The 13,612-nt window shown below is 62.0% G+C and carries 6 protein-coding genes; 1 reads left to right on the top strand and 5 read right to left on the bottom strand.

Translation table 11 applies throughout. From position 1 onward, the window contains the following. Positions 1 to 121: 121 nt before the first annotated feature. The 3 genes from fusA to rpsL all read right to left on the bottom strand — a co-directional run bounded on the left by fusA (position 122) and on the right by rpsL (position 3,162). Entirely contained in the window at positions 122 to 2,236 is a 2,115-nt protein-coding gene (fusA, locus tag OIU93_RS14740; RefSeq protein ID WP_264270830.1) for an elongation factor G, read from the bottom strand. Positions 2,237 to 2,317: 81 nt separating this feature from the next. Continuing rightward, positions 2,318 to 2,788 carry a 30S ribosomal protein S7 gene (gene rpsG, locus OIU93_RS14735; protein WP_264270829.1) on the bottom strand — a complete coding sequence of 157 codons (471 nt, stop codon included), beginning with the start codon at positions 2,786 to 2,788 and terminating at the stop codon, positions 2,318 to 2,320. Further along, positions 2,788 to 3,162 carry a 30S ribosomal protein S12 gene (rpsL, locus tag OIU93_RS14730; RefSeq protein WP_068731493.1) on the bottom strand — a complete coding sequence of 125 codons (375 nt, stop codon included), beginning with the start codon at positions 3,160 to 3,162 and terminating at the stop codon, positions 2,788 to 2,790. Before rpsL ends, rpsG begins: the two co-directional genes overlap by 1 nt. A 525-nt stretch (positions 3,163 to 3,687) precedes the next feature. Between rpsL and OIU93_RS14725 the strand changes: the two genes are divergently transcribed. Then, positions 3,688 to 5,460 carry an HNH endonuclease signature motif containing protein gene (locus OIU93_RS14725; RefSeq protein WP_264270828.1) on the top strand — a complete coding sequence of 591 codons (1,773 nt, stop codon included), beginning with the start codon at positions 3,688 to 3,690 and terminating at the stop codon, positions 5,458 to 5,460. Between the two features lie 480 nt (positions 5,461 to 5,940). Here OIU93_RS14725 and OIU93_RS14720 read toward each other — a convergent pair whose 3' ends face one another. Together OIU93_RS14720 and rpoB are read right to left on the bottom strand one after the other, a co-directional pair. Further along, positions 5,941 to 9,834 carry a DNA-directed RNA polymerase subunit beta' gene (locus OIU93_RS14720; RefSeq protein ID WP_264270827.1) on the bottom strand — a complete coding sequence of 1,298 codons (3,894 nt, stop codon included), beginning with the start codon at positions 9,832 to 9,834 and terminating at the stop codon, positions 5,941 to 5,943. Between the two features lie 185 nt (positions 9,835 to 10,019). After that, positions 10,020 to 13,526 carry a DNA-directed RNA polymerase subunit beta gene (rpoB, locus tag OIU93_RS14715; RefSeq protein WP_264270826.1) on the bottom strand — a complete coding sequence of 1,169 codons (3,507 nt, stop codon included), beginning with the start codon at positions 13,524 to 13,526 and terminating at the stop codon, positions 10,020 to 10,022. Positions 13,527 to 13,612 lie beyond the last annotated feature (86 nt).

Genomic DNA, 13,612 nt, shown 5'->3' with positions numbered 1-13,612 from the left:
GGATCCGACTGTGGATCCGTTAGTTGGCCTGACGGGGCCGGATTGGATTTCTCTGATCCGGCCCCATCGTGCGGCCACTCACCCGAGACTCGGGTTCACGGCCAGTGTTGGTCCTAGACGATTACTCGCCGCGGTTCTTCTGGATGATCTCGTCGGCAACAGCCTTCGGGACCTCGGAGTAGCTGGAGAAGGTCATCGAGTACACGGCACGGCCCTGGGTCTTGGAACGCAGGTCACCGATGTAACCGAACATTTCAGACAGCGGAACCGTCGCGCGGATGACCTTTACGCCTGCTGCGTCTTCCATCGAAGCGATGGAACCACGGCGGGAGTTCAAGTCACCGATGACGTCGCCCATGTACTCCTCGGGAGTACGGACTTCGACATCCATGACCGGCTCGAGGATGATCGGCTGGGCGCGGCGTGCGCCTTCCTTGAACACCTGGGAGCCGGCGATCTTGAATGCCATTTCCGAGGAGTCAACGTCGTGGTAGGCACCGTCGAGGAGGGTAGCCTTGACGCCCACCATCGGGTAGCCGGCCAGGATGCCGAACTGCATGGCGTCCTGGATACCTGCGTCGACCGAAGGGATGTATTCGCGAGGAATACGACCGCCGGTTACGCCGTTCTTGAACTCGTAAATGACGCCTTCAACAACTTCCAGGGGCTCGAACGAGACCTGGACCTTTGCGAACTGGCCGGAACCACCGGTCTGCTTCTTGTGGGTGAAGTCAACCTTCTCCACAGCCTTCTTGATGGTTTCGCGGTAAGCAACCTGCGGCTTGCCGACGTTGGCTTCAACGCGGAATTCGCGGCGCATGCGGTCCACCAGGATATCCAGGTGGAGCTCGCCCATGCCGCCGATTTCGGTCTGACCGGTGTCTTCGTTGAGGGAGACGGTGAACGTCGGGTCCTCGGCCGAAAGCTTCTGGATAGCAGTCGAGAGCTTCTCCTGGTCACCCTTGGTCTTCGGCTCAATGGCAACGAAGATCACGGGATCGGGGAAGGACATCGACTCAAGAACGATCGGGTGTGCCGGATCGCACAAGGTATCACCGGTGGTGGTGTCCTTGAGGCCAATCACTGCGTAGATGTGGCCCGCGTGGACCTCGTCTACCGGCATTTCCTTATTGGCGTGCATCTGGAAGAGCTTGCCAATACGTTCTTTCTTCTGCTTGGTCGAGTTCAGCAGCTGGGTACCCGGAGTTGCCTTGCCGGAGTACACGCGGATGAAGTTCAACTGGCCGAAGAACGGGTGGGTTGCAATCTTGAACGCGAGGGCCGAGAAAGGATCGGTTTCGTTTGGCTCGCGCTTGAGCTCGATTTCCTCGTTCTTCGGATCGTGACCGATCGTCGCGCCAACATCCATGGGATTCGGCAGGAAGTCGATAACGGCATCGAGCATCGGCTGAACGCCACGGTTCTTGAAGGCAGAACCACAGAAGACCGGGTAGATCTCCGAGTTGACAACCATCTTGCGGATGCCGGCCTTGAGTTCATCAATGCTGATCTCTTCGCCCTCGAGGAACTTCTCCATGAGCTCGTCGGAAGCCTCAGCGACACTCTCAACCAGCTGTGCGCGGTATTCCTCGGCCTTTTCCTGAAGGTCGGCCGGGATTTCCTTGACTTCGTAGGCGGCACCCATGGTGACGTCACCCTTGGAGTCGCCCTCCCAGACGAATGCCTTCATGGTCATCAGGTCGACAACACCGGTGAACTCCGACTCGGAGCCGATCGGCAACTGCATGACCAGCGGCTTGGCACCAAGACGCTTGATGATGGTGTCTACGGTGAAGTAGAAGTCAGCACCCAGCTTGTCCATCTTGTTGACGAAGCAGATACGCGGAACGTTGTACTTGTCAGCCTGGCGCCAAACAGTCTCGGACTGCGGCTCCACGCCTTCCTTGCCATCGAACACGGCAACGGCGCCATCGAGGACGCGCAGGGAGCGCTCAACCTCAACGGTGAAGTCAACGTGACCCGGGGTGTCAATGATGTTGATCTGGTTCTTGTTCCAGAAGCAGGTCACGGCGGCAGACGTGATAGTAATGCCGCGCTCCTTTTCCTGCTCCATCCAGTCAGTCGTCGAGGCACCATCGTGCGTTTCGCCGAGCTTGTGGTTCACACCCGTGTAGAACAGGATGCGTTCCGTAGTAGTGGTCTTACCGGCATCAATGTGAGCCATGATACCGATATTGCGGACCTTGTTAAGGTCGGTAAGCACGTCCTGTGCCACGATGTCTCCCTTTGTAGGTTAAGTCCGAAATGTTGGCGGAACTGATCATCGATCAATCCCGCCAACCGGACTAAACGCTTTTTACCAGCGGTAGTGGGCGAATGCCTTGTTGGACTCTGCCATCTTGTGAGTGTCTTCGCGACGCTTGACAGCGGCACCAAGACCATTCGATGCGTCGAGGATCTCGTTCATGAGACGTTCGATCATCGTCTTCTCGCGGCGAGCCTTGGAGTAGCCAACGAGCCAGCGGAGAGCCAACGCGGTGGAGCGTCCGGGCTTGACCTCAACAGGAACCTGGTAGGTCGCGCCACCGACACGGCGGGAACGAACCTCGAGGGCCGGGCGGATGTTATCCATGGCCTTCTTGAGGGTCACAACCGGGTCGGAGCCGTTCTTGGCCAAGGCACCTTCGAGTGCACCGTAAACGATACGCTCTGCGGTGGACTTCTTACCGTCGACCAAAACCTTATTGATCAGCTGGGTAACAAGGGGGGAACCGTAAACCGGATCCGAGACGAGGGGGCGCGCTGGCGCCGGGCCCTTACGAGGCATTACTTACCTTCCTTCTTGGCACCGTAGCGAGAACGAGCTTGCTTACGGTTCTTCACACCCTGGGTATCGAGGGCACCACGTACGATCTTGTAGCGCACACCCGGAAGGTCCTTCACACGACCACCGCGAACGAGCACGATGGAGTGTTCCTGAAGGTTGTGACCAACACCAGGAATGTAAGCGGTCACTTCAACGCCACCGGCAAGGCGCACACGTGCGACCTTACGAAGTGCGGAGTTCGGCTTCTTCGGGGTCGTGGTGTACACACGGGTGCAAACGCCACGACGCATCGGGTTGCCCTTGAGGGCTGGGGCCTTGGTCTTTTTGACCTTCGGCGAGCGGCCCTTGCGGACCAGCTGCTGAATAGTAGGCACTTTCGTGTCCTCCGGTTTCTTGTTCTGCGGCGCCGCCCACAATCAAACTGCTTGGAGACGCTGCGTTTATAGTCGTTTCATCACAGCGACTTCGGATTTGACCCTAGGCGTGCGAAAGTGTGGCATCTGTTGCGCAACCTACCCGCAACCCGGACCGTGTCCATTTGCCACACATGAAAAACAATTACCCCTAGCTTAGCACGCAGATCATGCGCTCCATGACACGGGGCCTCTCCCATGGGCCGATGGGGGTGCAGATCACTTAATCCCGTGCGGGACCCGGCGAATTCCCGAGAACCAATGCGCCCATGGCTGTTACCCGCCCTCCGCCGCGGCCTCGATTCCCGTTCCCGCAAAGTTATCCGAGTCTTCGCTCGCTCCCTTGTGTCCAAGGCATCGGCGGGGCAGTGCCATTCCCGACCATTCACCCAATCAATGCCTCGGCGTCGAAAAGCTGGGGCGGAGTTCTCCACATCCCCGCAACCGTCCCGCCCGCCAAAGCAGGAATGGGCTCATGGTGGATCCATGACACAGATGGCATCACTGGCAGGAGCCGGGCTGGCTGGAATCCAGCAACTCCTGGCACCGTCCCCGGGAGGCACGGATACTCCGGTATCCGAGGCCCCCGTGGACGACCAGTTGCGCCTGCTTGCCGTGCTGACTCCCATATTGCGCACGCTGCTGGACACCATCGCCGGTTCCGTCACCACGTCCCCGGTGCGCGCCACCTTGTTGGCGCTGTTGACCGAGGACGTTGCCCGTCTCATCGGCCGGGCCCAGATCGTCGCTGCCGGCAAGATCGAGGATTCCGATGCGCACACCTTGAAGGAAGCGCCCCTGGCCGAGTTGCACCGCATCCACGCCAATCTCACCGGGTTCATCGAGGGCACCGCTTCGCTTCCGGCCGATCAATGCAATGGCCAGGGAACCAAGATGCTCTTCCGCGACGCAACCGAGATGGTCAAGGACCAGCTACACCTCTTCTTCTCCCAGTCCAAGCAGCGTTTGGCCACCCGCGACCTGCTGCTGCCCCGCGCCGGATTCAACGGGGTCCCCGTGGCACCCCGGTTCCCCCGGCTGTCCACGGTGTTCAACAACGACAGCGCCGATCCCGCCCAGGTGGCGCAGGCCGCCCAGCGCCTGCTGGCGTTGCAACCGGGCATCGATGCGCAAACGTGTCCCGAGGAAGCCGCCGAGCTCATCGAGGGCCAGGTGGCCGAGTCGTTGCTCACCCGGAATGCGATCGGTACCGGCAACCTGCTCAAGAGCATCTCCGCCCGGCTCGATGCCCAGGCCCTGGAACGCGGCGAGTCCCGGATGCAGCCCCACTTGGGGCTCTCCTTCAAGAGCCAGCAGGCCCGCGGCTACATCTGGGAAATGTGCACTGACCTGGCTGGCCACGAGAGGCTTTCAAAACTCGCCGATCAACTGGCCAATCCCCGTTCCGGCTTCGGAAAAGCCAAGAATGCCCCGTCAACACCGGACACCGAGACAAACGACGGCGGCCAGCCGCCGCTTCCAGGCTTTCCCGACGACGGACCCGCCCCCGCAGCACCCACCATCCCCGCATGGGCCATCGATCCCGACGTTCCGGAGGACCAGCGCCCGCGAGCAGGGTTCACCGACGTGGGCCGGGAATTTTCCATGCCGGAGCCTGCCCCGGAGCTCGTGGCGTTGCCGGGCGAAAGCACCGCGGAGGCGAGGCAACGGGCCAAGGCCAGGGCATTGCTACAGTTCGTGTTCGACTCCATGAGATACGGTGCCGACGGGGACGGGAAAGACGCACCGGCGATGCCGCTGAAGCCCAATGTCGACTTGATCGTCACGATATCGTGGGATTCACTCGTCGGAAAGCTCAACGATCCGGGCATCACGGCCCGCAACAACTTGGTTTCCGCTGGATATGTCCGCCGGTTGGCCTGCACAGCGAACATCATTCCGGCGGTTTTGGGCAGTAAATCGGAGCCGCTCGATCTGGGACGGAAGCAACGCTTCTTCAGCAGGGCGCAACGCAGGGCCATGCTTCTGCGGGACAAGGGGTGCATCAATCCCGGCTGCACCATGGCCGCCCACCGCTGCGAGGCCAACCACATCAAGCCCTGGTATTTGGGCGGTGAGACCAACCTGTCCAACGGCGGACTGCTATGTCCCGTGTGTCACGCTTCGTTCCATGCCGGCCACTTCCGGATCGAGGTGGTCGACGCGATCCCCTATGTGCTCCAATCGGTCGCGCGCGATCCAGAACAACGACTCCGACGAAACTGGGTCTTTCACCCCGAGGCCGAAAGCCTCGCATAGGGCGACCGCTCCATCAGCGGCATAGTCTTGGTGGTCCAGTCGCCCGCGCGGACCACCGGTCTGCGGCCAACTGTCCGCATCCCCGTCCTAGGATACTTATCCCCTGACTGACGTTGCCAATGACAGCGCCCGGTGCCGCACGCTTCGGCGCTTTCGCCCCGGTCGAACAGCCTGCCGCGACCACGCGCTGCCCAATTTCGATCTGACGCCGGCGCTCAATTCAGGTGCAGTTGCATCTAGTGGAGATTGCTCCTTCCTGAGCTCCTATGCCTCAACGCTGGCCAACATCCTGCACCGGCCCTGTTCCGTGACCGCCCAGGGCGCACACCTCCGCCAGTTGCCGCAAGCCGGTCTTCCAAGCACAAAAAGGCCGGCCCGCACCGCGCTCCCCCATCCTCTTTCAAGGAACGGGAAGCGCGGCACGGGCCGGCCTCGTTACGTGTTCTTCTCCCCCGCGCTGCGCGGGAGAAGAATTACGCCTTAGCGGAAATCGTTGCCGAGATCGTAGTCATCCATGGCGATGGCGTGGAACTCCGGGCTGAGGCCCGGCTCCAGACCGTCGTAGTCCATGCCGGTGGAGAAGGCGGACTGTCCGGTGAACAGCGAAGCCTTCGCTGCCTCGGTCGGTTCCACGTTCACCTGGGTGTAGCGGTCCAAGCCGGTGCCGGCCGGGATCAGCTTACCGATGATCACGTTTTCCTTCAGGCCGAGCAATGGATCGGACTTGCCTTCCATCGCGGCCTGGGTCAGGACACGAGTGGTCTCCTGGAAGGACGCGGCCGAGAGCCAGGAATCGGTAGCCAAGGAAGCCTTGGTGATACCCATCAGCTCGTCACGGCCCGATGCCGGACGCTTGCCCTCGGAGACGGCCTTGCGGTTCTCCGACTGGAAGCGTGCCTTGTCAGCAAGCTCGCCCGGCAGCAAGTCGGTGTCGCCCGACTCGATGACGGTGATGCGGCGAAGCATCTGGCGAACGATGACTTCCACGTGCTTGTCGTGGATGCCAACACCCTGGGACTGGTAGACCTCCTGGACTTCGCGGACGAGGAACTTCTGTGCCTCACGCGGGCCAAGAACTCGCAGAACCTGCTTCGGGTCGATCGCACCTGCAACCAGCTGCTGGCCAACGGCGACGGACTCGCCCTCGACAACCAACAGACGTGCACGACGCAGCACCGGGTAGGCGATTTCTTCGTCGCCGTTGTCCGGGGTGATGACAACGCGAAGCTGCTTCTCGCTGTCCTCGATCGTGACGCGGCCGGCAACCTCGGAGATCGGGGCAACACCCTTGGGGGTACGTGCCTCGAAGAGCTCCTGGATACGCGGCAGACCCTGGGTGATATCTTCCGCAGAAGCAGCACCACCGGTGTGGAAGGTACGCATGGTCAGCTGGGTACCGGGCTCACCAATGGACTGTGCGGCAATAATGCCCACTGCCTCACCGATGTCCACGGTCTTGCCGCTGGCCAGCGAACGGCCGTAGCACAGTGCACAGGTTCCGACGGCCGACTCACAGGTCAGCACGGAGCGGACCTTGATGTCGGTGACACCGGCTGCGAACAGTTCGTCGATGAGCACGTCGCCCACGTCCGAGCCGCCCTCGGCGAGCACCTTGCCCTCTGCGTTGGTCACATCGGTGGCCAACGTACGGGTGTAGGCGGAGTTCTCGACGGTTTCGTGCATGCGCACGGTGCCGATCTCATCGGTGTATGCAATCGGCACGTTCAGGCCGCGGCTGGTGCCGCAGTCGAGTTCGCGCACGATGACATCCTGCGAGACGTCCACCAGACGACGGGTCAGGTAACCCGAGTTGGCGGTCTTCAGCGCGGTATCGGCCAGACCCTTACGGGCACCGTGGGTGGCGATGAAGTACTCGAGAACCGACAGGCCTTCGCGGTAGGAAGACTTGATCGGACGCGGGATGATCTCGCCCTTAGGGTTGGACACCAGGCCACGGATACCGGCAATCTGGCGAAGCTGCAGCCAGTTACCACGAGCCTTTGAGGTCACCATTCGGTTAATGGTGTTCAGCTCTTCCATGCCGGCGCGCATGGCCTCGGCAACTTCGTCGGTCGCCTTGGTCCAGATGTCGATCAGGTCCTGGCGGCGCTCGGAGTCCGCGATCAGGCCCTTGTCGTACTGCGACTGCACGCGGGTTGCCTTCACTTCGTACGGAGCAAGGATGGCTGCCTTGTCCATGTTCGAGGTGATGTCCGAGATGGCCACGGTGACACCCGAGCGGGTGGCCCACTTGAAGCCTGCATCCTTGAGGTTGTCCAGCGTTGCCGCGGTGACGACCTTCGGGTAGCGCTCGGCCAGGTCATTGACGATCTCGGAGAGAGCGTCCTTGCCTGCGACACGCTCAACCCATGGGTAGTCCACGGGCAGCGTCTCGTTGAAGAGCACCTGGCCCAGCGAGGTTTCGATGAGCGCATCGGTGCCCTCGACCCAGCCTTCCGGAGCCGACTGCTCCGCAGACGGAACGAAGCCCGAGACGCGGATCTTGACCGGCGAGTTCAGGTGCAGTTCGCCGCGGTCCATGGCCATGATCGCCTCGGAGGTCGAGGAGAACGCACGACCGGCGCCCTTCTCGTCCAGGCGCTTGGTGGTCAGGTGGTGCAGGCCGATGATCATATCCTGCGAAGGCAGGGCAACCGGGCGGCCATCCGAAGGCTTGAGGATGTTGTTGCTCGAGAGCATCAAGATCCGGGCCTCGGCCTGGGCTTCGGGGCTCAGCGGCAGGTGAACTGCCATCTGGTCACCGTCGAAGTCGGCGTTGAACGCGGCACAAACCAGCGGGTGAAGCTGAAGGGCCTTGCCTTCAACCAGCTGCGGTTCGAACGCCTGGATGCCCAAGCGGTGCAGGGTAGGTGCACGGTTCAGCAGCACCGGGTGCTCGGTGATGATCTCTTCGAGAACGTCCCAGACCTGCGGACGGTAGCGCTCGACCATGCGCTTGGCGCTCTTGATGTTCTGTGCGTGGTTGAGGTCAACCAGGCGCTTCATCACGAACGGCTTGAAGAGCTCCAGGGCCATCTGCTTGGGCAGACCACACTGGTGCAGCTTCAGCTGCGGGCCGACCACGATGACCGAACGACCCGAGTAGTCGACGCGCTTGCCGAGGAGGTTCTGGCGGAAACGACCCTGCTTGCCCTTGAGCATGTCGCTCAGGGACTTCAGCGGGCGGTTACCCGGACCGGTCACCGGACGGCCGCGACGACCGTTGTCGAAGAGCGAGTCCACAGCTTCCTGCAGCATGCGCTTTTCGTTGTTCACGATGATTTCCGGCGCGCCGAGGTCCAACAAGCGCTTGAGGCGGTTGTTGCGGTTGATCACGCGGCGGTACAGGTCGTTGAGGTCGGAGGTCGCAAAGCGGCCACCGTCCAGCTGCACCATCGGGCGAAGTTCCGGCGGGATCACCGGAACGGCGTCCAGGACCATGCCCAACGGGGAGTTGGTGGTGGTCAGGAACGCGTTGACGACCTTGAGACGCTTCAGGGCACGCGTCTTGCGCTGGCCCTTGCCGTTCTCGATGATCTCGCGAAGGATCTCGGCTTCCGCTTCCATGTCGAAGCCCTCGAGGCGCTTCTTGATGGCTTCGGCGCCCATGGAGCCTTCGAAGTACAGTCCGTAGCGCTCGCGCAGCGAGCGGAACAGGCCTTCGTCTCCCTCGAGGTCGGCGACCTTGAGGTTCTTGAAGCGGTCCCAGACCTGGTCAAGACGCTCGATGTCGGCATCGGCGCGCTTACGCACCTGTGCCATGGTCTTGTCGGCCAGGTCGCGGGCCTTCTTCTTCTCCGCTGCCTTGGCACCGTCGGCTTCGAGGGCAGCAAGCTGGTCCTCGAGGTCGCGGGCAATGGCGGCGATGTCGGAGTCGCGGGTGTCAACCAGCTGCTTGCGTTCCAGGTCATGCTGGGCCTGGAGGTTCGGCAGTTCGGCGTGGCGGCGCTCTTCATCAACGGCGGTGACCATGTAGGCCGCGAAGTAAATGATCTTCTCAAGATCCTTCGGGGCCAGGTCAAGCAGGTAGCCCAAGCGCGAGGGAACGCCCTTGAAGTACCAGATGTGGGTCACCGGAGCGGCGAGCTCGATGTGGCCCATGCGCTCGCGACGGACCTTGGCGCGGGTGACTTCGACGCCACAGCGTTCGCAAATGATGCCCTTGAAACGCACGCGCTTGTACTTGCCGCAGTTGCACTCCCAGTCACGGGTCGGACCGAAGATCTTTTCGCAGAAAAGACCGTCCTTCTCCGGCTTGAGGGTGCGGTAGTTGATGGTTTCGGGCTTCTTTACCTCGCCGTAGCTCCACCCGCGGATCTCTTCCGCAGTTGCCAGGCCGATGCGCATGAGGCCGAATGAGGATTCGCTGGACATATGGTCCTTATCTCTCTTCTAAGTTCTCTGAAGTCTAATGTGGTGAGGTGTTCGCGGATCCGGTGCGGATCCGCGCTCACCGTTGGGTCTGGAAGAAATCCAGTTCCGTGGCGTGTTCCGGGCCGGGGAGTGCCGGGGGCGCTTGGCCCCCCGCACTCCCCCGACCCGCGAACACGGGGTGGGAACTAGACCTCTTCGACGGAGTTCGGCTCCGACCGGGAAAGGTCGATGCCGAGTTCTTCCGCGGCCCGGAAGACTTCTTCGTCCGAGTCTCGCATTTCGATGGTTTGGCCGTCGGTTCCGAGGACCTCGACGTTCAAGCACAACGACTGCATTTCCTTGATCAGGACCTTGAACGATTCCGGGACACCTGGTTCCGGGATGTTCTCGCCCTTGACGATTGCCTCGTAGACCTTCACGCGACCGTGGATGTCATCGGACTTGATCGTGAGCAGTTCCTGCAAGGTGTATGCGGCACCGTAGGCCTCCAGGGCCCACACTTCCATTTCACCAAAGCGCTGGCCACCGAACTGTGCCTTACCACCCAGCGGCTGCTGGGTGATCATGGAGTACGGACCGGTGGAACGGGCGTGGATCTTGTCGTCCACCAGGTGGTGGAGCTTCAAGATGTACATGTAGCCCACGGACACCGGATCCGGGAACGGCTCGCCGGAGCGGCCGTCGAACAGACGGGCCTTTCCGGAGTTGCCGATCAGGCGGACGCCGTCGCGGGTCACTGCCGTGTGGTCGAGCAGCCCGCGGATTTCGTCCTCCGACGCACCGTCGAAGACGGGGCTTGCAACCTTGGTGGATCCCATTTCACGCGGGAGTGCCGGCAGGTTCTTGACCCACTCGGGCTCGCCCTCGATCTTCCAGCCCTGCTTCGCAGCCCAGGCCAGGTGGATTTCCAGGACCTGTCCGACGTTCATTCGACCCGGAACACCCAGCGGGTTCAGGACGATGTCGACGGCGGTTCCGTCTTCCAGGAACGGCATGTCCTCGATCGGCAGGATCTTGGAGATGACGCCCTTGTTGCCGTGGCGGCCAGCGAGCTTGTCACCGTTGGTGATCTTGCGCTTCTGGGCCACGTAAACGCGGACCAGCTGGTTGACGCCCGGGGGCAGGTCGTCGTCGTTGTCGCGATCGAAGATGCGTACGCCGATGACCACGCCGGACTCGCCGTGCGGAACCTTCAGCGAGGTGTCGCGCACTTCGCGGGACTTCTCACCGAAGATGGCGCGCAGCAGGCGCTCTTCCGGGGTCAGCTCGGTCTCGCCCTTGGGCGTGACACGGCCGACGAGGATGTCGCCGGCTTCGACCTCGGCACCGATGTGGATGATGCCGCGCTCGTCGAGCTGCGCCAGGATTTCCTCGGAGACGTTCGGGATGTCCCGGGTGATCTCCTCGGCACCAAGCTTGGTGTCGCGGGCGTCGACTTCGTGCTCCTCGATGTGGATCGAGGTCAGCACATCGTCGGAGACCATGCGCTGCGAGAGGATGATTGCATCCTCGAAGTTGTGGCCTTCCCAGGACATGAACGCCACGAGGAGGTTCTTGCCCAGGGCGAGCTCGCCCTTGTCGGTGGACGGGCCGTCGGCGATGATCGAGTTGTAGTCAACCCGGTCGCCCTCGGACACCATCACGCGCTGGTTGTATGCGTTGCCCTGGTTGGAGCGTGCAAACTTCATGATCGGGTAGGCGGCCTCGGTGCCGTCGTCGTTCATGACGGTGACCAGGTCGGCCGAGACCTCGGAGACGACGCCGCCGGTGGTGGCAACGACGGAATCGCCGGCATCCACGGCTGCGAACTTCTCCATGCCGGTACCCACGAGCGGGGACTCGGAGGCCAGCAGCGGCACGGCCTGGCGCTGCATGTTGGCGCCCATCAGTGCGCGGTTGGCATCGTCGTGCTCGAGGAACGGAATCAGGGCGGTTGCCACCGACACCATCTGGCGCGGGGAAACGTCCATGTACTCGATCTCGGACGGCTCGACGATGACAGGCTCGCCTCCACCGCCCTTTTCACGGACCAGGACGCCTTCTTCGAGGAAGCTTCCGTCTTCGCCCAGCGGCGCGTTGGCCTGTGCGATGAAGGAATCGAGCTCGTCGTCGGCCGTCAAGTAGTCGATCTGGCCGGTGACCCGGCCATCGACGACCTGGCGGTACGGGGTTTCGATGAAGCCGAAGGCGTTGATGCGGCCATAGGTCGCCAACGAACCAATCAGGCCAATGTTCGGGCCTTCAGGGGTTTCAATCGGGCACATGCGTCCGTAGTGGGACGGGTGGACGTCTCGGACTTCCATGCCTGCACGGTCACGGGACAGACCGCCCGGGCCCAGCGCGGAGAGACGACGCTTGTGCGTCAAACCGGCCAGCGGGTTGTTCTGGTCCATGAACTGCGAGAGCTGGGAGGTTCCGAAGAACTCCTTGATCGCCGCAACAACCGGACGGATGTTGATCAGCGTCTGCGGGGTGATCGCCTCGACGTCCTGCGTGGTCATGCGTTCGCGAACGACGCGCTCCATGCGGGACAGGCCCGTGCGGACCTGGTTCTCGATCAATTCGCCCACGGCGCGGATGCGACGGTTGCCGAAGTGGTCGATGTCATCGATGCTCACGGTCAGGTCGACGGGCTTGCCGTCGCGGATGCCCGGGGTGGTCTTCTCGCCGGCGTGCAGCGCCACCAGGAACTTGATCATCGCGACGATGTCGTCGATGTTCAGGACCGAGGCGTCGGGGCTGTTCAGCGGGGTGTCGACACCGAGCTTGCGGTTGATCTTGTAACGACCAACCTTGGCCAGGTCGTAGCGCTTCGCCTCGAAGTAGAGGTTCTTGAGCAACGCCTGTGCTGCATCGACCGTCGGCGGCTCGCCCGGGCGAAGCTTGCGGTAGATATCCAGGAGGGCTTCTTCCTGGGTATCGGTGGTGTCCTTCTCCAGGGTCGCGCGGATCGAGTCGTACTGTCCGAACTCTTCCAGGATGCGGCCTTCGGTCCAGCCGAGGGCCTTCAGCAGGACGGTGACCGACTGCTTGCGCTTGCGGTCGAGGCGGACGCCGACCTGGTCGCGCTTGTCGATTTCGAGTTCGAACCAGGCACCACGCGACGGGATGATCTTCGCGGTGAAGATGTCCTTGTCACTGGTCTTGTCCGGGGTGCGCTCAAAGTAGGCGCCCGGGGAACGAACCAGCTGGGACACCACGACACGCTCGGTGCCGTTGATGATGAAGGTACCCTTGTCGGTCATCAGCGGGAAGTCGCCCATGAACACGGTCTGCTGCTTGATTTCGCCCGTGTTGTTGTTCATGAACTCGGCCTTGACGTACAGCGGAGCGGCGTACGTGGCGTCGCGGTCCTTGCACTCGGCCATGGTGTACTTCGGATCAGCGAACTCCGGCTCCGAGAAGCTCAGGGACATGGTCTCCTGGAAGTCTTCAATCGGGGAGATCTCTTCGAAGATCTCGGCCAGGCCAGAGATGCTGGCTACACTGGTGTCACCAATGGTCTGGGCGTACGCCAGACGGTTCTTCCAGCGCTCGTTGCCGATGAGCCAGTCAAAGCTCTCGGTCTGCAGTGCCAGCAGGTTGGGGACGTCAAGTGGTTCGTGAATCTTTGCAAAAGAAAGTCGGCCAGCATATTCCGCACTGCGGGCCGAACTAGCGGTTTGGTTGTTAGAGGTGCTCGAGGCGACCAAGATGGATCCTTCCACAGACCGTCAGGTTTCCGGCGTCGTCTCTCTGTGAAGAGTTTCACTGATCACAGCACCGCTGAGCAGGCCCA

The sequence above is a fragment of the Paeniglutamicibacter sp. ZC-3 genome, from assembly GCF_025847175.2.
Lineage (GTDB): Bacteria > Actinomycetota > Actinomycetes > Actinomycetales > Micrococcaceae > Paeniglutamicibacter > Paeniglutamicibacter sulfureus.
Note: the sequence above shows the minus strand (reverse complement) of the source record. Positions and strands in the feature narration are given on the sequence as shown.